The following is a 26472-nucleotide window of genomic DNA, read 5'->3' on the forward strand; positions in this document are numbered from 1 at the left end:
TACATTTGTACCGTTAACCTATAAAACTTTAAACACCATGAAAAAATTAGTATCAAGTGCTTTTGCACTATTAGCTTCAGCAACTTTATTCGCACAAGCCAACTCAGACGTTACTACACAAGTTGGAAACCTTAACTTTGCAAACGTAACCCAAGTAGGTTTTCTTAACAGTAATGTATTAGACCAATATGGAGATGAAAACACCGCTACAGTTTCTCAAAATGGATGGTTCAATGGAAACTATGCATTACAATGGGGCAACAAAAACGAAGCCATAATTACCCAAGTTGGTTTTGGAAATACTAATGAATCTTATTCTGTTGGAAACAGAAACAAAGTAGATGTAGACCAATTCGGAGTAGGCAATACCAGCTACATAGACCAATTAGGAAACAGAAACAAAGCAGAAGTTGATCAAGTAGGATTCTTAAACGCTAGCGAACAATACCAAACTGGTAACAGAAACTCTGCTTCTACAGACCAAATGGGGGTATCAAACTACAGCTATCAAATGCAAGATGGTAACGACAACACTGCAAGAGCTATTCAAGATGGAGAATCCAACTCTATTTATCAATGGCAAACTGGAAACGACAACTTTGCTAGAGCTAAACAAACTGGAGATGGTAACTTGTCTCAACAAGAACAAATTGGTGATGACAATACCGCTAGAGTAAGACAAAATGGAGACCTCAACTATGCTGGCCAAGGTCAATATGGTGATGGTAACTTTGCTAGAGCAAGACAAGTAGGAGATAGCAACTACAGTATCCAATTACAATATGGTTTCGACAACGAAGCTAGAGTAAGACAAGTTGGTGATGGTAACTATGCTGATCAATTCCAATGGGGAGTTGGTAACTGGGCTAAAGACATCCAATTAGGTAATGATAACTTCAGTTATGTAACTCAAATTGGTGACTTCCACTATCACCTTGGAACTCAAGTTGGTAATAGCAACACTATGTTTGTTTATCAATCTAATTAGTACCAAATACTACCAAATCTTTACCATGAGAGACCTCGGTCTCTCATTTTTTATTTTTTTTCATTTTTTATGAAAAATTTTTACTAAATTTACAAAAACTAACACAAATAATCATGAAAAAGATACTCATAACTGTTCTTATGCTGTTTATTGAGATATTATATTCACAAAATATAAATTTCGATACAATAGACAGTGGTAAAACGTTGTATCTAATCTCTAATTTAGATACTAATACTTTCAATTCGCTCATTGCAGAAAAACCTCAGAATAGTTCTACTTTGCTTTTACAAATAGGAAATGAGAATTTTGCAAGTGTAAACTTACTATATGACACTAAGATATCTTCTTTACAAAAAGGAGATCAAAACACTTTCATCTATCAAGATTTGTTCAACACAAAATCTAACCCAGAACTTAATGTAAACGCTGTTGGAAATGGAAACTATATTGAAGTATTGGGAAGTAATAGCATTTCTGACGGAATGACTATCAAAACGACTGGAAATGATAAAATGATTTTTGTAAGAAATTATTAATGAGAAAATCATGAAAAAAATAACATTCATATTATTTTTCTTTACTATGCTTCCTGTACAACTATTTAATGCGCAAGAAATGATAGAAAACATTAAAGCTAAAATTTCTCATAAGGAGCACAATGGCTTTGTATTTATTGAGAACAATGCCATCAATGAATCAGAAATTCACTCAGAGTTAGAATATTTATTCATCAGCATTAAAAAAAACAAACAAGGCAATATTTCTTCTAACAAACAATCTGGTAAATTTTCTCTTTCGCCGAAAAGCACTCAAAAATTATCAGAAACCACCATTAATTTAGGCCAAGATGATGAACTAAAATGCTACTTGTATTTAAAAGACGAAACCACTAAGACACTGATTAGTAAAGATAGCCTCTTAGTAAATGTAAAAAAAAAGTCCTAGAACCAACTGAAAACAAAGACCCAGACATATTGCTCAACAACCTTACCATAGACGAAACCAAAACTAGAGCAGGAAAAGACTTTTATGATATGTTGTATTTGAAAATTAACCAAATGGATAAAAAATATAAAAAAACCATTTCAATTATAGAACTTCCTACCATGGGTAGAAACACTCAAATACAAGTATTCTTAGAAGACAGAATGATTAACCAATTTATATTAAATCCCTCAGAGGAATTTTTAGAAGGTCAAGTTAGTTTTACGATTATGTTAATTGATGATATTTTTGCTAAAGAAGCATACATAGAAAAAGAAAAATCTTATTAAAAAAAACACAACAACGCAAAATGAAAAAATTACCCACTTTAATATGCTTGCTTTTTTCATTAGCAGTATATTCTCAGCAATTTGTTTACAAACCCGTAAACCCAATGTTTGGAGGAGACACCTTCAATTATCAAATGCTATTAAGTTCTGCAAATGCTCAAAATCCCTTTGATAATAGAGAAAATGATTTGCTTAATTTAAGAGGAACCAGCACCCTAGACAATTTTACAGATTCTCTCAATAGACAGATTTTAAGTCAATTATCTCAAAAAATCTTTCAAGAGCAATTTGGCACAGGAGAACTTAAACCCGGAACTTACAATTTTGGCTCCTTGTACATTGAAATCACCAGTGTTACTGGAGGCCTCTATGTGAACATCCTGAATACCAGTACTGGAGAACAATCAGAAATCTTTATACCGCAATAATATGAAATGGTTACAAGTCATCTTACTATCCGCAGTAGCCATTTTGCTCAGCAATTGTGCTACATTATTGAAAATCCCTAATGGTAATTCTGCCCCGCAAATGGGCGAAAAAACCAATTTACAATTCAAGATTAAAAAACTACCACCCCCAAAAGAAAAAATTGTAGTTGGGGTATATAAGTTTAGAGACCAAACCGGACAATACAAACCCACAGAAAATGGAAGCAGTTTCAGCACCGCCATTCCTCAGGGGATTACTTCTATACTTATCAAAGCTTTAGAAGATAGCGATTGGTTTATCCCAATTGAAAGAGAAAATGTCTCTAACCTATTGAATGAAAGACAAATTATAAGAACAACCAAACAAGAATATGCCCAAAGCAATAACAAAAACAACAATCAACCTCTTCCACCATTATTGTTTGCTGGGGTTTTGCTAGAAGGAGGGGTAATTTCTTATGATACCAATGTAATGACTGGCGGATTGGGTGCTAGATACTTTGGAATAGGCGCTTCTACACAATACAGACAAGACAGAATTTCGGTTTACTTAAGAGCTGTATCTACCCTCAACGGAAAAATTTTAAAATCTGTATACGTAGACAAAACCATACTTTCTACTACAGTAAATGGTAGCATTTTTAAATATGTAGATACAGAAAGATTACTAGAATCAGAAATTGGAATTACCCAAAACGAACCTGTCCAAATTGCCGTAAAACAAGCGATAGAAAAAGCAGTGCAAGCACTAATTATTGATGGTATTCAAGATAAAATTTGGGAACCAGACCCTAAATACACCAAGGATACCGAAGCTGCCATCAATGCAATAAAAGAAGAACAAAAACAAGTAGATTTCTTAGCCGAAAAAGCGAAATATTACGATGTAAAAGGAAAACACTATTCTGTTTTTGGAATGGCAGAAGCCAATGCTATACAAGGTGATTATGAATCTCCAGTACTAACTCCTGGAGTGAGATTTGGCGTTAAATATCACCTGAATAGATTTTGGAACATCAATCTCAGTTCTGCATTTATGACCTTAGAAAACAAAGAGATTATCAGAAAAAGGTATCAAGCAACTGACCTTAATATAGAATACCTGATGCTTCCTGCCAATAAATTCTCTCCATTCATTTTCGCTGGAGGTGGTTTTATTGCCAATAGAGAACCTCTAAAATTCAAATATCAACTTGGAGGAGGCTTTGAATATTTTATAAAAGATTTTTCGTTTAGGCTTCAAGGCCAATACGATTTGGGCTTTGATGATGATTGGGACGATTTTGTGAATGGAGATTTGAATGATAGAGCTCTAAGAATAGGTTTTGGAATATCTTACCATTTCAGAAAAAAACAATAACTATGAAAAATTTATTAAAAATAATCGCCCTTTTTATACTTACTTTAAGCCTAATTTCTTGTAGAGAAGAATTGGTAGCAAAAAGTAAAACAGCAACCATAAAAGGAATGATCACCAGCAAAGAATCAGGCGTGCCTCTTTCTAAAGTAAAAGTCTCTACCGCACCAATCACAGAAACTGTCTTTACAGATGATAGTGGAAATTTTGAAATCAAAAACATCCCATTAGGAGATTATTCTTTAAAAGCAGAATTAGATGGGTATGTTACTAAAGCTGTAGGCATTTCTGTTAAAAACGAGGGACAAGTCAACTCTATGACCATTGAATTGGTAGATGACCTATCTCTTAACTCCCCCCCTAGTGTTCCTGAATTGGTTACTCCAGCAGATAACTCAACCAATCAACCATTAAATATTAACTTTACATGGAATTGTACTGATGCTGACACTAAAGACATCTTAAAATTTAATCTTGTTGTAAAAAACAGTTCAAATAATGATGTTATCGAAATAAAAGATATTACAGCAAAAAATTATGAACTAAAAAATCTAAAATATGGTTACACCTATTTCTGGCAAATTATTGCCAATGATGGCGTAAATAATGCTGTATATAGTTCTACTAACAAATTTACAACCACCAATTCGCCTCTTAATAGATTCCATTATGTACAAAATAACAACGGAGTATTTACATTAGTTTCTAACAATCTAGAGAATAACAATCTATTCAACCTTCACGAGAATGCTTGGAGACCAAGAAAAAATAACAATGCTAATCTTTTAGCCTACCTTAAAAACGTTGGCGGAGACATTCATATATTTAGCAGTAAATTAGATGGCTCTTCTGAATTTAAAATAACTAAAATACCTATTGCAGGATTCAATGCCAAAGAAATAGACTATTCTTGGAATCAGAAAGGAACCCAAATTATCTATGCTAACTTTGACAAACTATACAAAGTAAACAAAGATGGTACTGGAACTACACTCCTATATACTGCCCCTTCTGGAGAGTTTATCACAGAATGCGACTGGAGTTATGACGAATCTAAAATTGCCATTAAAACCAATAACCTTAGCGGATATAATGGAAATATTAGAATTATAAACATGGTAGGAAATATTCTAAATACCGTAGTTACAAATAGTACAGGTGCTTTAGGTGGAATTAATTTTTCTGTAGATGGCAAAAAACTCTTGTATTGCAAAGACATTTCTAACTACCAAGACCAAAATTACAGACAACTAGACACTCATATTTTCTTGTATGACATTGTTGCTGCTACTTCTACAGATTTGTCAGAACTTAGTAAAAAACCTATTGGAAGCAATGACCTTGACCCTAGATTTTCTCCAAATAATGCAGAAATAATCTTTACCAATACTTCTAATGATGGAATATCCCAGAAAAATGTGATGAAAATAACCTTAGATTTTTCTCTACAAAGCTTACAAAGAACTACCCTATTTATCAATGCAGAAATGCCAGATTGGCAATAATAAAGAATTTCAATTAAACCAACAAAGCCTTTCAGGATTCTGAAAGGCTTTGCTTGGTAAAAACCATTAATATGTAGAGTGCTGTTGCTGTTTTCTATATCATGTTATTCTGCATAGCATACCTTACGATTCCTATCGAATTTTTTACATTGAATTTTTGAATTATTTTTTTTCTATGTGTTTCCACCGTATTTATGCTTATAAAAAGTTCTTCGGCTATTTCTTTACTATTATATCCTTCACAGATAAGCTTTAATACATCAATTTCTCTTGAGGTCAGTTCTTGATATATATTTTGATTCGGTTTGTGATTACCCGTTTCAAAAAAATCAGAAAATAGTCTTTCTCTAATCGCGGTATCTACATAAATATTACCTTCTACCACAGAAGTGATGCATTTCAAAAGCTCAGAATTGTGAGAATTTTTCTCTACAAAACCATTAACTCCGTTTTTGAATAATTTCCTTACTTCCTTAATTTCTAGACCGTCATTTAAAACAATTATTTTTAAATGCTCAAACTCTCTTCTCAATTCATCCAAAAGAAAATAGGGTTTTGTATTCATTTTGCTTGTCCCAAACAAAATAACATCAGCCTCATTTACTCTTAAAAACTCCATCAAAAACTCATCATCATTAGAAGTTCCTACGACTTCTAATTCTTGTTGAGAATTAATGAAAAACTGCAGAGTCTCACTGAAAAGCTGCTGCTCTTCGTAGATGAAAATTTTCGTAATCATTTGTGTTCTATGTTTAAAGACAAAATTAAAACTTAAACAACAAAAAAAAAATCAAAACAGCCTCACAACTAAAAAATCATACAAATTACGTATACACATTTAACATTTCATTAAGATAATGTCTTTATGATAAAAACTTAAACTTTTATAATAAGAAATTCATTATCTAATTAAAATAATAAATCATTATAAAAAAAACCGAGACTAAATCTCGGTCACTTATTTTTAATTCAAATAAATTTCAAATTTTCCAAATTCATGAATTTTTTCGATGAGTTGATAATTAATATTAATGCTTTGCTGCATGGCTCTAGCTTCTATAAAACTATTATCCAAAGGATTTTTGAGGTAAACATTCAGTTTATGTTCGCCTTTTTCTGCTAATAATTGGGTTTTAAAAAATTCTAAATCCGTTTTATTAATTTCATTGATAGGAATGACCAAAGAAAGTGATTTAGCATACTTTTCGAAAGCATCTTTTAAATCTAAAATATCAGTAACGTTGGTAAAAACTCTTCCTTCTGAACCTTGCGTAAACTTCATCTTCACAATTACAAAACGGTCTTTAGCAATTTTTTCACGGAGTTTCATATAATCTCTATCTCCCAATCTGAAGCTGTAACTTCCTGTATAATCTTCAAGGGTAATAAAACAGATTTTTTCTCCAGAATTTTTCCCATCTCGCAAAACCATTTCCGTAATCAAACCAGAAACCGTGTATTCTCTAGCATTATCAAACTGTTTTTGTCTTTCTTTCCAATCTTTTGGCGCTTCAAAAAGATTTCCCGCAGGAAATGCCTGTTCTTTATAAGCATCTACTTCATCCAAATTCAAGAAATTGAAATTTCCCTTCGGCTCAGCTCTTTTCAGAGGTGTTTCTTCTACCAATTCATCTTCCTCAGAAACTTCTAGACTTAAATCAATTTCTTCATCATCTGCTTCTTCTAAAATTTTAGAAGCGATATCGTTTTGATGTTCAACATCTTCTTTCTTTTTGTCATCTAGAACAAAATTTCTAGAAAATTCGCCATTCACAAACTGATATTGGAATTTATATTCATCTAAAGGATGCGCTGATAGATAGAAACCAATGATTTCTTTCTCACGGTTCAGTTTATGCATATTTTGCCATTCTGCACAAGGTAAAAGTTTTGGTCTTTCGATTTGAACTTCATCTGCAAAATCAGCAAAAAGTGAATTTTCCACCGAATTTTTATTATCTTGGAACGATTGCCCATAACGCAAAAGCCTTTCTATATTGGTTCTTCCTGCATTATCTACATCAAAATATTGCGCTCTGTGATAAGTATCTAATTCATCAAAAGCACCAGCAATTACCAAACTTTCCACTACTCTTTTATTAACTTGCGATGAAGGCATTCTTTCAAAAAAATCATAAATATCTTTGAATCTTCCGTTCTGCCTTTCCAAGTAAATCGCTTCAGAAGGCGCTTCTCCCATTCCTTTTATTGCTCCCAAACCAAATCTGATTTGCCCTTTTTCGTTCACCGCAAACTGAAACTGAGATTCATTAACATCTGGTCCCAAAACATCTACTCCAATCGTTCTACAATCTTCCATAAAAAGCGTAATTTGCTTGGTATTGTTGATGTTATTACTCATTACACTCGCCATATATTCCGCTGGATAATTGGCTTTTAGATATGCGGTATGATACGCAATTAAGGCATAACAAGTGGAGTGAGATTTGTTAAACGCATATTCTGCAAACGCTTCCCAGTCTTTCCAGATTTTATTGAGTTTTTCTTCGTCTAGATTATTTTTCTTACCACCTTCTAGAAATTTCGGGTACATTTTATCCAGAACGTCTTTCTGCTTTTTACCCATTGCTTTTCTCAACGTATCGGCTTCACCTTTAGTGAAATTCGCCAATTTCTGAGAAAGCAACATCACCTGCTCCTGATAAACCGTAATTCCGTAGGTTTCTTTTAAGTATTCTTCTGTTTCTGGTAAATCGTACACAATTTCCTCTAAACCGTGTTTTCTATTGATGAAATTAGGGATGTATTTTATTGGTCCCGGTCTATACAAAGCGTTCATCGCAATTAAATCTGCAAAAACCGTAGGTTTCAGTTCACGCATATATTTCTGCATTCCCGCACTTTCGTACTGGAAAATCCCAATCGTTCTTCCTTCTTTAAAAAGTTCGTATGTTTTTTTATCATCCAACGGAATTTCATCGGTATTGATTTCAATTCCGTGACGTTGTTTGATGAGTTTTATCGCGTCTTTGATAATGGTCAAAGTCCTTAAACCTAAAAAGTCCATTTTTAGTAAACCAGCACTTTCTGCAACAGAGTTATCAAACTGAGAAACCAAAATTCCTGCATCTTTCGCAGCAATAGAAATCGGAACTAAATTCGAAATATCTTCTGGCGTAATAATCACACCGCAAGCGTGAATTCCTGTATTTCTGATGCAACCTTCCATTTTTTGCGCCGAAGCCAAAACTTGATGACGAGAATCACTCGGATTGGCTAAAATGGCTTTCATTTCTTCGGCTAAAGGTTTATCTTCTGGCTTTAATTTTTCTGGCTTGTTGAGAACTTTCGCAATATTCATTCCCGGACTTTCAGGAATCAATTTCGCAATGGCATTGGTATCAGGAATGGAAACATCCAGAACTCTTCCCGCATCTTTAATGGCAGATTTCCCTCCCAAAACAGAGTACGTAATAATCTGAGCCACGTTCATTTGTCCGTATTTTTCAATTACCCATTTTATGATGGCATCTCTTCCTTCATCATCAAAGTCGATATCAATATCGGGCATCGAAATACGCTCTGGATTCAAGAAACGCTCAAAAAGTAAATCATATTTAATAGGATCTACATTGGTAATCCCGATGCAATATGCAACGGCAGAACCTGCCGCAGAACCACGACCAGGCCCAACTGAAACGCCCATTTTTCTAGCTTCGTTACAGAAATCCTGAACAATCAAAAAGTAACCAGGATAACCTGTATTGGCAATAACTTCTAGTTCAAAATCTAATCTTTCTCTGATTTCATCGGTAATTTCTTCGTATTTTTTCTTTGCACCTTCATACGTGAGATGTCTTAAATAGGCATTTTCGCCACGTTTTCCTCCGTCTTTTTCATCTTCTTCACTTTGAAATTCTTCAGGAATATCAAATTTTGGAAGCAAAACATCACGCTTTAAAGTATAAGGTTCAAATTTTTGTAAAAATTCAGTATAAGCTTCGAAAGCATCTGGAAACTGACGAAAAGTTTTCTTCAATTCCTCAGGATTTTGAATAAAATAATGGTCATTTGCCAATCCTTTTCTTTTCCCAAAACCTTTACCAATTGGTGTAGAAACTCTCTCTCCGTCTTTGATGCAGGTGATGATATCTTGAATTTTAGAATCTTCTTTCTTGGTATAAAAAGTTTCGTTTTGCGCCAAAATCTTCACCTCGTGTTTATCTGCCAAATCGAGTAAAACTTCGTTTAAATGCTCTTCGTCTGGTAAATCGTGGTTTTGAATTTGAACATAGAAATCATCTCCAAACTGCTCTTTCCACCAAAGGAAAACCTCTTCACCTCTTTGTTCACCAAAATTGAGAATCGCATTCGGAACATCGCCGTAAATCCCTGAAGTTACTGCTATTAAATCTTCTTTAAATTCTGCAATTTGCTTTTTAGAAATTCTTGGAACTCCTGCATAAAAACCGTTGGTAAAACCTAAACTAGAAAGTTTGGCTAAATTTTTATAGCCTTTGAAATTTTTTGCCAAAAGAACCACATTTGTTCTTCTATCGGGATCATCTTTGGTAAATTGTTTTTGCTCTGGTCTTTCTGAAATATAAAATTCACAACCCAAAACAGGAATTAATGGAGTTTTGGTAAACTCTTCGCCTTTTTCTTCGGCTTCGGCTTTTTTCTTTTTAATATCTCCATTGTATTTTTCAACTTCCGAAACAAATTTAAAAGCACCCATCAAATTTCCTAAATCCACCATTCCAACTGCTTTGAAATCGTTTTCAGCAGCAGCTTTTATCAATTCATTGAAATGAGAGGTTGCGGAAAGCGTAGAGTAAATGGTGTGATTATGAAAATTGAAATAATCGCCTATCTCTACCTCATCTGTATCGCCAAAATCTACCGTAGATTTTTTCTTTTTAGAATCTGCAACTTGTCTTCTGATAACAATATCAAAAGGTTTTATGGGTTCACTCCAAATTTTCTGGAAATTTTGAAATTGCTCATCATTCCAAAGCATTTTTTCTGCTGGAATAATGCGTTGCCTTGCCATTTCGAAGAAAATCTGCGCCGTTGCATTGACGTCGGCTGCTGCATTATGCGCTTCATCAAATTGATAACCGTACAACTTCTCAAAAAGTTCACCCAATTTTGGAGATTTATACCTTCCTCCTCTTCCTCCTGGTAGAGCACAAAAATCGGTACCCAATTCCATCGTATCAGCTTTGGGAATTTCTTGAAGATTATTTTCAATTTCTTTTCTAAAAAATTCTGCTCCTACAATATTGTAATCAAAAATAATATTGTGTCCGACTCCTACTTTGGTTTTTTCTAATGCTTTTTTAAATTCTTCTAACACCCAAGCCAAATCTTTACCTTCTTCCATCGCCATTTTGGTAGAAATTCCGTGAATTCTAGTCGCATTGAAGGGGATGTCATAACCTTCTGGTTTTATGATATAGTCTTGATTTTCAATTAATTTACCATCTTCACCGTGCAATTGCCAGGCAATCTGCACCATTCTAGGCCAATTATCTGAATCTGAGAGCGGTGCGTTAAAATTCTGTGGTAAACCTGTGGTTTCAGTATCAAAAACTAAGTACATTCTTTAGAAAATTTGTTCAAATTTAATCGAAATTAGTTAATAAAAAAATAGAAAAAAGAATTTAGAATTATCAAATTATTTAATAGAATTTTATTTGATATCAATATATTTGCAGAAATACTTAACAAATGAAAAAAACAGTACTATTTTTTTTGGGGGTAGCATCTCTTTATGTAAATGCACAAAATAATGAAAAATTACAAAAGAACTTTAGAGATGAGAACATCAACAACCAAAAGAAATTTGAACGTTACATTAAAAACATCAACACTAAACTATCAGAAACACAAATTTCTGAAATGAAAAGTAAATTAGCTGGATTCGCTGGTAACATTCCTCTTTTTCTTACAGGTGACGACACCAGAGCCAATGCTAGTGCTAATATAACTCCTTTACAAAATGGCACCTTTTTAACTGGAACTAATATCACAGGTTCTGGCCTTAATATTCTAGTAATGGATGGGGGAAGAGTTTTTGACAAACACAGAGAATTCGGAGCTGATGCTTCAGGTATAGTTACCAATCCTAGAATTTTTGACAAAGAAAATGGTAATACCTCTTACTCTAACCATCCTACTAACGTAGCAGGTATTATCGGTGCTATTGGATATGGTAATTTTACTACTTATGGAAACGCTGCAGCAAAAGGAGTTTTACCAAATGTGACAATTGACAGTTACGCTTTTACTACTACAACATCAGGCACAAATTACCAAAAACTTGAAGCGGCTAATGCAAATATATCTAATCATTCTTACGGAATTAATTTAGGCTGGAATTATGTTTCTTCTACCAGCACTACCTACCCTGAAATTGGTTACTATTGGATAGGAAACTATGAACTAAATCACAAAGACACTTACAATGGCAGTTATTACACCCAAGATGCTAATTTTGATAAAATTGTCTATAAAAACCCTAATCAAATTGTAATCAAATCAGCTGGTAATTATTTTGGCACTCACCCTAGCGAAGACCCTACTAAACCAAAATTTAAATATGATAATGCAACCGATAAATATGTTCCATTTGCTGATAGTGATGAACTTCCTCCTGCTAATTGTAGTCAAGGATACAATTGTATAGGCTGGGGGTCACTTGCAAAAAATATTATAGTAGTAGGCGCTGCCGACCAATTAACAACAGTTGATAATCTATATACTAATTCTACTGATGTCGTAAAATCTGATTATAGTAGTGCAGGTCCAAGAAAGGATGGTGCTATAAAACCTGACATATCTGCTGTTGGAACTAACATGCTAATAGCTGGCTACGAAAATGACACTAAATATAACAGTTATTATGTAGGAAGCGGAACATCTTATTCTGCACCAGTAATTTCTGGAATAGCAGGAGCTATTACACAAGTTAACAGAAGCATCACAGGAAACTCTAGCTTCACCTACAAGGCTGATGAAATGAAAGCGCTTCTTATTCACTCAGCTAATGAAGCAGGTAGCAATCCTGGTCCTGATGTATGGTATGGTTGGGGGTTTGCAGATGCAAAAAAAGCAGCTCAAATAGTAGTTGACAAAAATAATAACAAAGTTATTTTCGAAAGAAACTTATTAACCTCAGGTGTAAAATTCACTAAAGAGATTACTGCAAACGGAACAGAACCTCTGAAAGCTACTATTTCTTGGGTAGATCCTGCTGGTATACCTTTTACCTCAGATAATGATTTACAAAACAATACCTCTTCTAAGTTAGTAAATGATATAGATTTAAGAATCATCGATACAACAAACAATACCATATATTATCCTTGGAAATTAAATGCTATAAATCCTATGGCAGCTGCTACTCAAGGAGATAACACGGTTGATAATGTAGAACAAGTCTTATTAAATACTCCTGTAGCTGGAAGAAAATATAGAATTGAAATTTCAAATAAAGGAACTCTTGTTGATGATGGTGGTACAGCTTCACCTCAGAATTACGCACTTATAGTAACTGGCTTAGAAGCATCTAATCTAGCTGAAATTGCTTTTAACAATTTTAACATTGAAGCAAAATCAGAAACTTGTTCAGGCAAAAACAATGGAGAAATTAATATCTCGGCGAATCAATCATTCAATTATTCAGCAAAAATTAACAATGGCAACTCCCTGAGCTTTACCAATAACAAATTGAATATTGCAAATTTGGCTCCTGGCAATTATTATGTTTGCATCTCTGTGGCTAGCATTAATTATGAACAATGCTTCAATATTACCATTCCTAAAGGGGTTACCGCCAGTGCAAGAATTGCTACCAACAGCACGTCTAATTTAATTTCTGTAAATGTAGAACAAGGAACCGCTCCTTTTAAAATTTTTGTAAATGGAATTCAAAAACTAGAAACCACAGACAATAATTTTTCTATTGAAGCTAGTCAAGGAGATTTAATAGAAGTTAAAACCGCTCTAGCCTGTGAAGGTATAGTTTCTAAAAAAATAGAATTATTATTAGATAAAGCAACCGCATATCCTAATCCTGCAAAAGACTTTGTTTATATTACCATCCCATCTTCTAAAAAAGAAGTAGAAATTGAATTATATGCTGCTGATGGTAAATTAGCTAGTAAACAATTATATACCGTATCAAATGGTGAGGCTAAAGTAGATGTATCAAAATTAAATGATGGTATTTACATCGCAAAAGTTTCTTTGAAAAACCCAGTAAACATTAAAATCATCAAAAAACAATAACAAGAGATGAAAAACAATATTCTAAAATTAATTATCCCAAGTTTAATCATAATTTCTTGTAGTGGTAGTGGTGGAAACGGCGGAGGCGTAGATCCTACTCCTACTCCAACACCTAATTCTGCTCCTACGGTTCCTAGTTTGATATCACCTACCAACCAAAGCCTTTGTATTAGCAATGCGTTAACATTCAATTGGAACACCTCTACAGACGCACAAAATGATGCCATTACATACCAAATACAAATTGCTACTGACAATCAATTTACCCAGATAATCAATAGCTCTACCGTAAACTCTACTTCTTATACATTTACTTTAGATAAAGGAAAAGCTTACTATTGGAGAGTAAAGGCTATCGATAGCAAAAATGCTTCTAGTGAATTTTCCACTACAAATAGTTTATACACCGAAGCAAACGCCACAACCAACCATTTGCCATTTATGCCTCAATTGGTAAAACCTGCTCAAGACACTAATGTCAATACCACAGTAGATTTAGAATGGAATGCATCAGATGTTGACACATCAGATGTTTTGAGTTATGATATTTATTGGGGAACTAGCAAAACCAATCTTACAAACTCAAAAACCAATGTTTCGACCAAAACCACACAAATTACTGGCTTACAAGCTACTACTACTTACTTCTGGAGAGTGGTGGTAAAAGATAACAAAGGTGGAGAAACTATTGGCCAAATATGGAGCTTTAAAACCAATTAAAACCTAATCAAAAACTATTGAAAAAGCCTTTCAGAAAATCTCTGAAAGGCTTTTTACATATTAATCCTAAATTTTATTCTTTTTAATTCTATCTAACCTCATAGATAGGATAATAATTTTCTTAATAACAAAACGATGATAATTACTCCTACATTCAATTCAGCAATCATGACTTATAAAATGAAAACTTTTCAATCAAGATAAAAATGACAATCCGAAGTCAACCAAAACTTCACTGTATAAATAAAAGGGAAGAAAAACAATCCTCTTTATCTTGTAAACAAACATTTAAGAAAAGTTAAAAAAAATCTCAAAATATTGAAAAAACAATACAGAAAAATATAATTGCAACAATGTTAAAATCACAAAAAATTTTTCAATAAAAGAACAAAATATGAGCAAAATGAGAACAGAAGATTACCTGTAGTAAAATCTATTCATTGTTCTTTCATAAAGAAAAATTAAAAAAATATATTCTGATTGTTTCTTCTAAAAAATAAAAACTATTTCGTCAAAAATCACCTCTCTGAGTAAAAGCAATCATCCATCGTTTTTGTTTCAATAACCAATTATTGTTTATTACCCGAGACAAATATAAGGCGTTTTATTCTAAATATGCAAATTTAAACAAACACCCCCTATTAAAATTAACATTAAATTAATATTTATATGTTTTTTTTCAATACACCCCTATTAAAAATAGGGGTGTGTAACAAATATTTATTTCCAACCTCCGCCAAGTGCTCTATATAATTCTACACCTGACTGCAATTTTGCGTATTCTGCATTGGCTATATTGAGCTCTGCGTTCAATTGGTTAACATTAGCATTTAATACTTCTATATAATTAGCCATGCCATAGTTCACCAACTCTTGAGAATAATCTACAGATTTTTTATAAGCCTCCATTTCCTTTTTTTTAAGGACAATGAATTGATCTTGGGATTGATACATTTTTAATGCATTTGAAACCTCATTCCCAGCATTTAAAATAGATTTTTTGAAAGCCAAATAAGCTTTCTCTTGATTGGTCAAACTTACTTCATAGTTGGTTTTTATTTCCCTCCTATTCAAAATAGGTTGTGCTAAACCTGCCGCCAAAGAAGCAAATAAAGAATGACTACTAAAAAGATGCTCTATATCTACAGATTGCAAACCCGTATTTCCTGATATCCTAAATGAAGGATAAAATTGTGCTTTGGCAGAATTGCTAAGCTCTAAAGCGTTCATCAAACCATATTCAGCTTGCTTTACATCTGGTCGATTAGACAAAAGCGATATAGGATAACCCAATTTGGTTTCTATGTTCAATTTTTGTTCTGCTAGTGAACTCCTTTCTATAGAATGAGGAGACTCTCCCATTAATAATGAGATGGTATTTTCTAGAATTTGTACCTGCACATCTAAACCAATTAAAGACGCCTCTGCATTATACACCAACGCTTCACTCTGCTGCACCGCAACCTCTGTCAGCGTACCTGCTTCCTTCAAAGCTTTCGTAGTTTCTAAATTCTTTTTCCGAACTTCTATGGTATTGTTGATGATTTTCTTTTGCTCATCTAACGATAGCAATTGGTAATAAGCTGTAGCTATTGAAGCTACAATATTACTTTTCACCGCTTGATGCGCCGCCACACTACCCAGATAAGAAGACCATTGAGCTTTTTGCTGACCTCTCAACTTGCCCCATATATCAATTTCCCAACTTAAATTGGCAGTAACGTCAAATTGATTAACATATCTTCTTTCCCCAATTAATTGACCAAATTGAGTATTGAGAGATTGCGTTTGGAAGGTATACCCCGGACCAACTGACAAAGCTGGAACATAAGCGGCTTTAGCTTGCTTCAAATACGCTTCCGAAGCAGCGATATTCTGCAAGGCAATTCTAATATCTAAATTATTTTCTAACGCTCTAGATATATATTTCTGTAAAGTGGCATCTGTGAATATTTCTTTCCAAGAAAGTTGAGCAATACTCATGCTATCTTTAGGCAATAAATCTGTTCTATACAATTGGGTATCTGTAAGCTCTTTGGGCCTCTCATAGTCTTGTCGCATTTTACATGAGGCAACAAGCACAGATACCAATAAGAGATAGATGAAGCGATGATATGATATTTTCATTTTTTTTACAATTATAATTATTCGTCTAAACTTAATTCCAATTTTTGCACTGGCTTTACCTTTTCTTGCAACCATTGGAAAATGACATACAACACCGGTATAACAATTAAACCTAATATAGTACCTATCAACAATCCTGTAGCCGCACCTGTAGCAATAGAACGGTTACCTACCGAGCCAATTCCAGAAGCGAAAATCAATGGAAGTAAACCAAAAATAAAAGCAAAAGAAGTCATCAAAATTGGCCTTAATCTTGCCTTAGCAGCATTAATTGCAGACATTACAATGGTTTCGCCATGATGACGCCTTTGTACCGCAAACTCTACAATTAATATCGCATTTTTAGCAAGCAATCCTACCAACATAATAAGTGCTATCTGAAAATACACATTGTTTTCTAAACCTGCTAATTTCTGTCCTATATAAGCTCCCATTACCCCTAAAGGAAGAGAGATCACAACTACCAATGGTAATATATAACTTTCATATTGTGCCGCTAAAATAAAATACACAAAGATTAAACTCAATACAAAGATGATTAAAGTCTGTGAACCTGAAGCCAGCTCCTCTCTAGACAATCCTGTAAATTCTACATTGTAATTCTGACTCAATGTTTCTTCTGCCACTTGTTGCACTGCGCTAATCGCATCCCCCGTACTATACCCCTCAGCATTAGAACCCGTAATTTTAACAGAAGTAAATAAATTGTATCTGCTAACAGACTGAGGGCCATAAGTTTTTTCTAAGGTTACAAACTCAGAAATTGGCGCCATAGCACCTGACTTAGTTTTTACAAAAAGACTGTTCAAACTTTGTGGATTGCTTCTTGCCTCTGGCAAGGCTTGCACCATTACCCTAAACTGTTTTCCATATTTGGTAAAATCAGCTGTATAAATTCCTCCTATATATCCTTGCATAGTAGATAAAATACTCGACACAGATACTCCAGCATTTTCTGCTACTGGAACATTAATATTCATCTGATATTGTGGATATTTTGTATTAAAAGAGGTTTGAGCAAACTCTATTTCGGGTCTTTCTATCAATTTTCCGATAAATTGCTGTGAAACTTTATCCAATTCTGAATATTCACCACCAGATTTATCTAATAGCACCGCTTCAAAACCCGCACTTGTTCCAAAACCAGGTACTGAAGGCGGCTGAAAGAACACCACTTTAGCATCTGGCACAGTAGCCGCTATGCCAAATAATTTTTTTGTAATATTTTCAATTTTTTGCTCATCTTCCTTTCTTTCATCAAATGGTTCTAACCTCACAAAAGCAAGTCCATAGTTGCTGCCATTGCCCGATAAAAAACCTCTACCTGTAGAAATGGTAACATTATTTACTCCAGGTATTTTCAAAGCCTTTTTTTGAATCTGTTTTAAGGCATTATAGGTTCTTTCCATAGATGCTCCTGCAGGTAATTCTACATTAGCGAAAATGATACCTCGGTCTTCATTGGGCACAAATCCGGTTTTCATAGTAGAAGAACTGAACCATATCAAACCTATTGTGATTCCGAAAATAATCAAAGTAACCCACTTGTGACGTATAAGAAAAACAAAAGCTCTACCATATTTATCCGTTGCAGCCTTAAAACCAAGATTAAATCGGTGGAAAAATCTTCCCATCATTGATTTTTGTTCGTATTCTTTATCATGATGAGCAGGTTTTAAAAACAATGAACACAGAACAGGGCTTAATGTCAATGCATTTATCGCTGAGATTAAAATGGCTACAATCAAGGTAATCCCGAATTGTTTGTAAAAAACACCCGTTGGCCCTTGTATGAAGGTAACCGGAATAAACACCGCTGCCATCACCAAAGTAATAGATATAATAGCTCCCGTGATTTCATTCATAGCTTCTGTGGTTGCTTTTTTCACATCATTGATGCCATGCTCCATTTTAGAGTGTACAGCCTCCACCACCACTATGGCATCATCTACCACAATCCCTATCGCTAAAACCAACGCAAAAAGCGTTAATAAATTCAAGGAATATCCCAATAAATTCAAAAAGAAAAACGCCCCAACAATAGAAACCGGAACTGCAATAGCAGGAATTAATGTAGAACGAAAATCTTGTAAAAAAATAAATACAACAATAAACACTAAAATAAAGGCCTCAAAAAGCGTATGTACTACCTTCTCTATAGAAGCCTCTAGAAACTCATTACTGTCAAAATTGAAAATATAATGTATGCCTTCTGGAAACTCTTTTTCTGATGTTTTCAAATAAGCCTTGATATTATTAATGATATCCTGAGCATTAGACCCTGGTGTCTGAAAAACAGCCATACTCACCGCAGGATTATCTCCATTTTGTGCAAAACCAGTATAAGACTGCGCAGATAACTCTACTTTGGCTATATCTTTTAACATCAAATTCTGCCCATTCCCAAGAGATTTTATAATGATATTGTCATATTGCTCTTTGGTATTATACTTACCAACATATTTGATAATGTACTCAAAAGAACTCCCACTATTTTGCCCTATAGAACCGGCTGCAGCCTCACGACTTTGCTCACTAATTGCAGTAGTAACATCACTTGGCGTTAATCCGTAGGCAGCAAGTTTAGAGGGGTCTAACCAAATACGCATAGCATAATTTTTACCCCCAAACACACTCGCATCTCCCACTCCATTAATCCTCTTTAAATTAGGAATCACATTGATATTGAGGTAATTTTGTAAAAAAACATCGTCTAGCTTTTTATTTTCAGAATAAAAAGACAAATACATCAGCGCACTGGTCTGTTGCTTCTGAGTAACCACACCAGAGCGCGTAACTTCGCTAGGTAGCAATGGTGTAGCTCTAGCTACTCTGTTTTGTACGTTTACCGCTGCAATATCAGGATTGACACCTTGTTTGAAAAAAATCTGAATATTGGCAGAACCATCATTTCCTGCCGATGAAGTTATATAACTCATTCCCTCCACCCCATTAATCTGCTCTTCTAGTGGCACTACCACACTTTTCATAACGGTTTCAGCATTAGCTCCTGTATAATTGGCAGAAACCGAAACTGTAGGTGGTGCAATATCTGGATACTGGGTAACTGGCAACATAATTAAACCCAAAATACCTAGTATTACTATAATGATAGAAATTACAGTAGATAAAACCGGTCTGTTTATAAAATTCTTTATCATCAGAAAATTGGTTTTACAGATTCAACTAAACTGTCAAGTTTTACTGGTTTCGGAATGATTGCCGTGCCAGGCTTTAATCCACCTATTCCTGAAGCAATGATTTTTTCCCCTTTATTGATTCCAGATTTTACTACAATCATATTATTCACTCTATCTTCTACATCTATCACATAGTTTTTGGCGGTATCTTTTTCTACTTTAAAGAGATACACTATACCTTGTTGTTCATAAGTAGCACTTTCTGGAACCACCAAAACATGATCGTAAACTTTTGGAAATCTTATCGTTCCACTATTTCCATTGCTCAATAATTTGGTGGGATTAGGAAAACCTACCCTAAATTGTATAGTTCCCGTAGTAGGGTCTATTTGGCCTGTTGCAACTTCTATTTTACCTTTTTCAGGATATAAACTGCCATTAGCCAATTCTAACTCTACCATTGGTAAATTTTTAATTTTCTCAGGAACAGTAGCTCCGTATGATTTTTCTAAAAAATCTAAATACTGTTTTTCATTTAAAGAAAAATAAGCATATACAGAACGAGTGTCTGAAATAGTAGTTAAAGGCGTAGCGTCATTTGGCCCTACCAAACTACCCACTTTAAATGGTAATTTTCCTACAGCTCCAGAAATTGGCGCTCTAATAATAGAATAATCTATGTTAGCTTGTACAGACTTATAATTGGCAGAAGCCTGTTGTTGTGCAGCAATAGCCTGAGAAAGTTGCGCTTGGCTTCTTGCTAAATTGGCTAAAGCCGTTTGCAATTGAATATTACTGATGATATTCTTTTCTACCAAAGGTTTTAATTTATTCACCTCTACTTGAGCCGCATTCACCGCTGCCTTTGCCGCTTGCACATTAGCCTGAGCAGCACTAATGCCAGATTTTGCAGCATCTGCATTTTCTGTAAGTATATTGGTTTCTATCTTAAATAAAGGTTGCCCTGCATTGACATACTGCCCCTCATCTACCAAGACCTGAGTTATATATCCTTGAATTTTTGCCCTAACATCATTGTTGACAATCCCTTTTATAGAAGCTGGAAATTTTTCATAACCCGTTACATTTTTAGCTTCTACAGATACTACAGGATATGGTTTTGGACCGTCTTTTTTTGGTCCTTCTTTTTTACATGACCATAAAGCCAAAAAAGAAAAAACAAGCATTAATATTCTATTTTTCATATCTAAATAAATTTTTTATTCATAATTTTTTTAATGTATCCTCTATATTTTCAATATTACGCTCTAAAAGAGATTTGTAGATAATATACCTATCCGATAATTCTTGATTCTGATGGTAAGATTCTCTGTAAGTATTTAATTGTTCCAAAATTTTAATCTCCCTTTTCATACGCTCTACAATTTCTTGAAACCTAATGCTTATAAATTCTTCATTGACCAAGAAATACCTCTTACGCTCATCAATCTTATTGAGAGGCTTAATTAAATTGGCATTCAAAAGAAAATTAATACTGGTAGAAACAGAACTCTTACTGGCAGAAAAAACCGTAACCAAATCATCAAAAGAAAGTCCTTTTTTTTCGAAATCAAAAATCAAATAAGCATATATCTTTGCAGCCAAAGGTGGAAGAGAAAATATTCCTCCGTAAAAATCTACCAATTCTTGATAAATGCCTTGCTCTATTTTTATATTTGTTTTCAAAAAAATTATATTACAGTAACAAATTTAAATATTAGTTCGAAACAAACCGAACTATTTTGCATTGATTTTATCAATCTAAAACAATAAATAAAGGTTATTTTTGTTTACTGAAGTACTTTTTCAAATGCTTTTCTAGCACTTCCCCGAAAATAGACCTCTCCGCAATATTGATAATGAAGCTTTTCTAAAATATGAAGCATCGCCAAGTTATCGAAATTAGTATCCACCTTTATACTATATACTTGATGCGCTCTGGCAAAATTTTCTAAGATTTTAAAAAGACCAACTGCTATCCCTTTTCCTAAATATTCATCAGAAACTGCCACTCTATGTACAACTAAATAATCACCATGTGTCAACCAATCTCCTTCTATCTCATCATAAGCAGGTTCATCATTAAAGACCAAAGCTGCATAAGCCGCAATTTTACCTTCAAATTCTAGTACGTATCCTTTACCTAAAGAGATATCCGTTTTTACGACTTCTTGATTAGGATAGCCGTCTTGCCACTGATTGCTACCATCTTTTCTACGTCTTTCAATAGCTTGTTGTAGTATTTTCCAAATGACTTCAGCTTCTGAAATTTGAGCTTTTCTAAAATAAAATTGATTGATGGTTTCCAAAATGATTTCTTTAAAAAACAAATTTAAAAAATTAAATCATTATGGCTTCCAAAATGACCATTCTCTACCATTATAAACCGCCAATTGATGATTAGAAGTCACATAAACCATCATTCCTGCACTAGGGTTTACAATATCTTTATAAGAATTAACTCTTGGTAACACCATAGCTTTATCTGTATCTGCTAGTACCAAAACTCCCATAGTAACATCAGTATCAGGATTACCTCCTACAAGCGCTTTTGCTAAACTATTTTCTGGATTAGCATCTGCCAAACTATTGACCAATGGAGGAGCAGCTCCATCGGATAAATCTACCCATGACGAGATGACTAAACTCCCTGAATTAGCTGATCTTGAAAACTTTATTTTTTGTGTTGAAGTATCAAAAACCAAAGTTCCAGGAACAGGAGCAATCAGACCAGCAATATCTGTAACCCATGGCAAGACAATTCCTTTAGCTCCACCCGTAGCATTTCCTAATTCTATTGATACCGAAGCATTGGCTGGCGCTTGAGATGGTGTATTTTTCTCTATGGTAATTTGTGCCGCAACTAAACTACCCACAAACACTAAAAGGAATTTAATACTTTTCATAACGCCTATTTTTTACAGTTAATTATTAAAATCATCACAAGTTTGTGTATTGAAACACTTCCAAGAACTACCATCATATATTTTCAAACAATTATTGGTCGTATCATACACCATCATTCCTAAAACTGGGGCCAGACCATTGATCTCTGTTTGAGTTAATCTATTGATAACAAACCCTTTCGTTTTTGCATCCAAAACCAAATAAGCTCCTTTAACCTTCATCGGCCAATTGCCATTATCAGCCCCTGCCCTTTCTAATGCAGTAATACCAAAGTTGGAATCTAAAGTAGTTCCGCTTGTACTTGAAAGCCTAAAACATCTATCGCAGTCTATATCTTTAACTAAGTTAATATACGCTGATGAAGACAATTGCGCCAAATCAGCTGCCCCATCAGTATTATCCGCTTGCCCCAAATTTCCCGAACTATTATTAGATTGATTATTAACCAATTCAGGCACTCCAATTGCTGTTGCTAGATTACTTACAATTTCTGATGGGCTACCTGAAATAAATCCGTCAGCTTTTACTTTTATCTGACCTCTGTAAGGATAATTAACGTTTGTTGATGGCAATGTTAAAGAATGAACTTGTTGGAACTTAACATTTTCCGAACCTTCTATCGCATCAGGGCAGCCATCTCCATCAGAGTCTAAATCTAATGAATTCGGAATACTATCTCCATCTGTATCACAAGAACTAGAGGCGAAAACAACATCAATAAAGGCCGCTCTTTCAGAGGTATTTGTGTTAGAATTACCAGTAAATCCGTAGACAAAATCTTCTGTAGTAAATGAATTAAAAAATAAGGTCAACCAATAATCTTTATCACTTGGGTCAACATTAGGAACAGCAGAGTTTCCACTATAGTTACTGTATCGATAATATTTAAAACCAGCAGGCCCTGTACTATGTACAAAACCTCCAATCCCTATATTGCTTCCAGGTATTTCTTGTGGTGAATTGGTAGTTTTAAAACCCACAACGTCTGTTTCTGGCCTTGACCCCCTGCCGTCAATATCTCTAAAAACAATATCTATATCTTGTAGAGTTCTAGGAATTACTATACTGCTATTATTAACCACCGTACCACTTTCTACAAATTCTAATCTGTATTCAAAATAAGCATCTTTTGTAGAATTGATGTTCTTTAAATCAAATGTACCTTTAGTAACTCCAGAGGTAGTAATCCCTAAATTCAAATTACTTGGTGTTGTATCTCCTTTATAATTTTTATTTACAATAGTAATAATAGCATCATAATTAATGCCTGCTAATGTAGCTACATTTCTATTAATGAGTTTATCTCCCACTAAAAAATTTTCAGTAATTGATGGATCCCTTAAAAGAACTAAATTATTTAATGATACAATTTTAGGAGTACATTCTTCAAGATCCAATATTCCATCATTATCATCATCTAAATCTTGCCAATCTTGGATACCATCTCCATCAGAATCTACTGACACACAATCTACAATTGCATTATTTTGCGAATCTCCTACAGCTTGTCCTGCTCCTGCCAAAAGAGGAACTCCATTTGAATTTATCCCTCCTTTTATTCTTAAATTAGCATCTATTTCAGAAAAACTAATCGCACCTGCTCCTTCTATAGCATCTGCACAACCATCATTATCAGAATCATTATCCAAATGATTAGGCAAACCATCTCCATCTAAATCACAAAAAGATATATTATCTATACTCCAATCATCATTCCCAGATTCTATTCTAAATAATAACCTAGAATTTGGCGGCGAAATTGGAGTTCCAGGTGATGGAATACTTATGGTAAATGTTTGATAAGTATATCCTGAATTATTACCAGTAGTAAATGGTACAAAATCACTAGTTGCACCATTTTCCATAATAATACTTACATTATTAGCTGTACGGTCAGTGCTGTTATTAATCGTAGCATAGACAACTCCATTCAAAACAACTTTAAGTTCACCAGTATTCCCAGCAAGATCATCTTTATCTTGAGCTCCTACTTTTAAAGTTAATTTTAGTGGTTGATTTGGTATCGCCAAATCTTGATAAAGTGCAATTCCTGAAGAATTATCTAAAATATGAACTGCTGCGCCTACTTCCCAAATCCATGAAGCATCTGCTTGCCAATCATTTAAATTAAATTCAAAATAACCATTATTAATAAAAATTGGACATTCTGCAGTATCCAAAATCCCATCATTATCATCATCTAAATCGGTAGAATTTTCTATACCATCATTATCCGTATCAGCGATGGGTGGCGGTGCAGGGGAAATTTCAAATACTTCTATAGACACATTTGCCGAGGCACAATTGGTTGTCTGGCCTTTAGGCGAACATATTTGATAGGTCAAATTATATGTACCAGCTGTAGCACTGAAAGGAACATTGATAGTACCATCATCATTTATTGTTGCACCTACTAAACCTCCCGTATTAGTAAGGGTTACATCTGTGTTACTACTATTAGGCTCACTCCCATCTTCTGACTGATCATTGATAAATACTGATGGAGTGGCCGAGCCTACAAATATTGAAAAAAAACTATCATCTACAGCCAATACTTGCAATAAAGAGATTGATCTTGATCTTGTAATCAAAGATTTTGGAGAAAATACCTCTTCTATTTTGTTTAAATTATTAAGAAATTTACTAGAATTAAAATTAGATGGACTAGCTATAGAATTATAAGACAAATTATCCTCTTTAAATCCTAACAAACTAAATCGATCACTAGAATTTGTATCCTCAATACTTTCTACATGAAAATTTTGAGCAGTTGCTATACTCACAAATAACAATAAAAACAAAATAAAAAATCTCATTTTTATACTTTTATTTATTAAAAATTGATTCATGGCATTTGTTTAATACAAAATTAACAAAATAAAGATTATATTAAGTGTTAAAATTTAAAATATTTACTTTATTATTAAAAATATTATTTTTTATAAAACTTTACCATTACCTATAGCCAAAAATTTTTCGCTAATTATTGGCTATAAAAAATATCGCTCTTATCATTACTCTATGTAAATTTGTTAATAGATTTTTAGAAAATTGATAAAATTATAGACATCAGGTTAAACCATAAATCTAACTCGATAATTATTAGTAATAACAAACACCAAACACTATTTCATTCAGGCATTTTCAAAAAGTTTTATGAAACAGACAATTAAAAAAGTGTAAAATTTCATTTCACAATTCCAATCATAAAAAGATAAAAATTTTCTAAATTTAATACTTTTTAAAGCCTAAGGTTGTCTCCAATATGACCAAACAGTACCATTATAAACGGCGAGTAGTTTTTTGGTAGGGTCATAAACCATCATTCCAGGCGCTGGATTCTTGATGTTGCTAGCAGGGTCTGTTACCAAAGGGGGGATCATCGCTTTGTCTGTATCTGCCAAAACTAGAATTCCGGGGGTAGAATCTGTTGTAGGATTGCCGCCAATCATCGTCTTAGCATCTGCTCTTTCTGGAAATGAAGCATTGGTTTGTAAAGCATTATTAATGGCCACATTACCTCCTGTTGCCGGTTTTTCTATATTATGAACACTAAGGTCAAACCATGTTCCGTTGTTTCTGCTTATTTTCACCTTTCGGTCAGCCACATCCAAAATGAAAGCCCCTCCTTTTGCATTAGCGGTTGGTGACAAAGAAACTCCTGCAGCAGTGGTAGCCCAAGGCAGAATAATTCCTTTATTGCCTGTTCCAAATTCTAAGGAAATACTGGTGCTGTTACTAGTGATACTAGATTTGCCAATGGCTAC

The 26472-nt window shown here is 33.9% G+C and carries 19 protein-coding genes; 9 read left to right on the plus strand and 10 right to left on the minus strand.

What is annotated here, in order from left to right; translation table 11 throughout:
* Positions 1-37: 37 nt before the first annotated feature.
* The 7 genes from IEW40_RS12070 (at position 38) to IEW40_RS12100 (ending at position 5555) form a co-directional block, all read left to right on the plus strand.
* Positions 38-988, plus strand: a complete 951-nt coding sequence (locus tag IEW40_RS12070) for a curlin (RefSeq protein ID WP_188618364.1) — start codon at positions 38-40, stop codon at positions 986-988.
* A 113-nt stretch (positions 989-1101) separates the two neighbouring features.
* Entirely contained in the window at positions 1102-1527 is a 426-nt protein-coding gene (locus IEW40_RS12075) for a hypothetical protein (protein ID WP_188618365.1), read from the plus strand.
* A gap of 10 nt (positions 1528-1537) precedes the next feature.
* Positions 1538-1936 carry a hypothetical protein gene (locus IEW40_RS12080; protein ID WP_188618366.1) on the plus strand — a complete coding sequence of 133 codons (399 nt, stop codon included), beginning with the start codon at positions 1538-1540 and terminating at the stop codon, positions 1934-1936.
* Positions 1937-1965: 29 nt separating this feature from the next.
* Positions 1966-2265, plus strand: a complete 300-nt coding sequence (locus IEW40_RS12085) for a CsgE family curli-type amyloid fiber assembly protein (protein ID WP_188618367.1) — start codon at positions 1966-1968, stop codon at positions 2263-2265.
* A gap of 20 nt (positions 2266-2285) precedes the next feature.
* The gene (locus IEW40_RS12090) at positions 2286-2693 is read left to right on the plus strand and encodes a curli production assembly/transport component CsgF (protein ID WP_188618368.1); all 408 of its coding nucleotides are present in this window, start codon (positions 2286-2288) and stop codon (positions 2691-2693) included.
* 1 nt (position 2694) lies between these two features.
* Positions 2695-4053: a CsgG/HfaB family protein gene (locus tag IEW40_RS12095; protein WP_188618369.1), complete on the plus strand. Its 1359-nt coding sequence runs from the start codon at positions 2695-2697 to the stop codon at positions 4051-4053.
* A gap of 2 nt (positions 4054-4055) precedes the next feature.
* Positions 4056-5555: a carboxypeptidase-like regulatory domain-containing protein gene (locus IEW40_RS12100; RefSeq protein ID WP_188618370.1), complete on the plus strand. Its 1500-nt coding sequence runs from the start codon at positions 4056-4058 to the stop codon at positions 5553-5555.
* A 94-nt stretch (positions 5556-5649) separates the two neighbouring features.
* Here the strand turns inward: IEW40_RS12100 and IEW40_RS12105 are convergent, their stop codons facing one another.
* The gene (locus IEW40_RS12105) at positions 5650-6294 is read right to left on the minus strand and encodes a LuxR C-terminal-related transcriptional regulator (protein WP_188618371.1); all 645 of its coding nucleotides are present in this window, start codon (positions 6292-6294) and stop codon (positions 5650-5652) included.
* Positions 6295-6519: 225 nt separating this feature from the next.
* Positions 6520-11121, minus strand: a complete 4602-nt coding sequence (gene dnaE, locus IEW40_RS12110) for a DNA polymerase III subunit alpha (protein ID WP_188618372.1) — start codon at positions 11119-11121, stop codon at positions 6520-6522.
* Positions 11122-11249: 128 nt separating this feature from the next.
* Here dnaE and IEW40_RS12115 point away from each other — a divergent pair, with 128 nt between their 5' ends.
* Together IEW40_RS12115 and IEW40_RS12120 are read left to right on the plus strand one after the other, a co-directional pair.
* Entirely contained in the window at positions 11250-13811 is a 2562-nt protein-coding gene (locus tag IEW40_RS12115; RefSeq protein WP_188618373.1) for a S8 family peptidase, read from the plus strand.
* Positions 13812-13817: 6 nt separating this feature from the next.
* Positions 13818-14531 carry a fibronectin type III domain-containing protein gene (locus IEW40_RS12120; protein ID WP_188618374.1) on the plus strand — a complete coding sequence of 238 codons (714 nt, stop codon included), beginning with the start codon at positions 13818-13820 and terminating at the stop codon, positions 14529-14531.
* 720 nt (positions 14532-15251) lie between these two features.
* Here IEW40_RS12120 and IEW40_RS12125 read toward each other — a convergent pair.
* From IEW40_RS12125 to IEW40_RS12160, 8 genes are all read right to left on the minus strand, one after another.
* On the minus strand, positions 15252-16658 hold the full coding sequence (locus tag IEW40_RS12125; protein WP_188618375.1) for an efflux transporter outer membrane subunit: 1407 nt from the start codon (positions 16656-16658) through the stop codon (positions 15252-15254).
* A 17-nt stretch (positions 16659-16675) separates the two neighbouring features.
* On the minus strand, positions 16676-19819 hold the full coding sequence (locus IEW40_RS12130; RefSeq protein WP_188618376.1) for an efflux RND transporter permease subunit: 3144 nt from the start codon (positions 19817-19819) through the stop codon (positions 16676-16678).
* Positions 19819-21003 carry an efflux RND transporter periplasmic adaptor subunit gene (locus IEW40_RS12135; protein ID WP_188618377.1) on the minus strand — a complete coding sequence of 395 codons (1185 nt, stop codon included), beginning with the start codon at positions 21001-21003 and terminating at the stop codon, positions 19819-19821. The genes IEW40_RS12130 and IEW40_RS12135 overlap by 1 nt, the downstream gene beginning before the upstream one ends.
* 19 nt (positions 21004-21022) lie before the next feature.
* Complete coding sequence (locus IEW40_RS12140) at positions 21023-21484, minus strand: transcriptional regulator (RefSeq protein WP_188618378.1); 462 nt, start codon at positions 21482-21484, stop codon at positions 21023-21025.
* A 104-nt stretch (positions 21485-21588) separates the two neighbouring features.
* Positions 21589-22107 carry a GNAT family N-acetyltransferase gene (locus IEW40_RS12145; protein ID WP_373283808.1) on the minus strand — a complete coding sequence of 173 codons (519 nt, stop codon included), beginning with the start codon at positions 22105-22107 and terminating at the stop codon, positions 21589-21591.
* A 39-nt stretch (positions 22108-22146) separates the two neighbouring features.
* Positions 22147-22704: a phage tail-like protein gene (locus tag IEW40_RS12150; RefSeq protein ID WP_188618379.1), complete on the minus strand. Its 558-nt coding sequence runs from the start codon at positions 22702-22704 to the stop codon at positions 22147-22149.
* A gap of 18 nt (positions 22705-22722) precedes the next feature.
* Complete coding sequence (locus IEW40_RS12155) at positions 22723-25521, minus strand: phage tail-like protein (protein WP_188618380.1); 2799 nt, start codon at positions 25519-25521, stop codon at positions 22723-22725.
* A 432-nt stretch (positions 25522-25953) separates the two neighbouring features.
* Positions 25954-26472 (minus strand): phage tail-like protein (locus IEW40_RS12160; RefSeq protein WP_188618381.1); only part of this gene is annotated, 519 nt, incomplete at its 5' end.

This window comes from Cloacibacterium rupense, from assembly GCF_014645495.1.
Lineage (GTDB): Bacteria > Bacteroidota > Bacteroidia > Flavobacteriales > Weeksellaceae > Cloacibacterium > Cloacibacterium rupense.

Bases quoted from the DNA above. Each gene is read 5' to 3' on its own strand.
- IEW40_RS12070 (WP_188618364.1), top strand. From the start codon at position 38: ATGAAAAAATTAGTATCAAGTGCTTTTGCACTATTAGCTTCAGCAACT.
- IEW40_RS12075 (WP_188618365.1), top strand. From the start codon at position 1,102: ATGAAAAAGATACTCATAACTGTTCTTATGCTGTTTATTGAGATATTA.
- IEW40_RS12080 (WP_188618366.1), top strand. From the start codon at position 1,538: ATGAAAAAAATAACATTCATATTATTTTTCTTTACTATGCTTCCTGTA.
- IEW40_RS12090 (WP_188618368.1), top strand. From the start codon at position 2,286: ATGAAAAAATTACCCACTTTAATATGCTTGCTTTTTTCATTAGCAGTA.
- IEW40_RS12095 (WP_188618369.1), top strand. From the start codon at position 2,695: ATGAAATGGTTACAAGTCATCTTACTATCCGCAGTAGCCATTTTGCTC.
- IEW40_RS12100 (WP_188618370.1), top strand. From the start codon at position 4,056: ATGAAAAATTTATTAAAAATAATCGCCCTTTTTATACTTACTTTAAGC.
- IEW40_RS12105 (WP_188618371.1), bottom strand. From the start codon at position 6,294: ATGATTACGAAAATTTTCATCTACGAAGAGCAGCAGCTTTTCAGTGAG.
- dnaE (WP_188618372.1), bottom strand. From the start codon at position 11,121: ATGTACTTAGTTTTTGATACTGAAACCACAGGTTTACCACAGAATTTT.
- IEW40_RS12115 (WP_188618373.1), top strand. From the start codon at position 11,250: ATGAAAAAAACAGTACTATTTTTTTTGGGGGTAGCATCTCTTTATGTA.
- IEW40_RS12120 (WP_188618374.1), top strand. From the start codon at position 13,818: ATGAAAAACAATATTCTAAAATTAATTATCCCAAGTTTAATCATAATT.
- IEW40_RS12125 (WP_188618375.1), bottom strand. From the start codon at position 16,658: ATGAAAATATCATATCATCGCTTCATCTATCTCTTATTGGTATCTGTG.
- IEW40_RS12130 (WP_188618376.1), bottom strand. From the start codon at position 19,819: ATGATAAAGAATTTTATAAACAGACCGGTTTTATCTACTGTAATTTCT.
- IEW40_RS12135 (WP_188618377.1), bottom strand. From the start codon at position 21,003: ATGAAAAATAGAATATTAATGCTTGTTTTTTCTTTTTTGGCTTTATGG.
- IEW40_RS12150 (WP_188618379.1), bottom strand. From the start codon at position 22,704: ATGAAAAGTATTAAATTCCTTTTAGTGTTTGTGGGTAGTTTAGTTGCG.
- IEW40_RS12155 (WP_188618380.1), bottom strand. From the start codon at position 25,521: ATGAGATTTTTTATTTTGTTTTTATTGTTATTTGTGAGTATAGCAACT.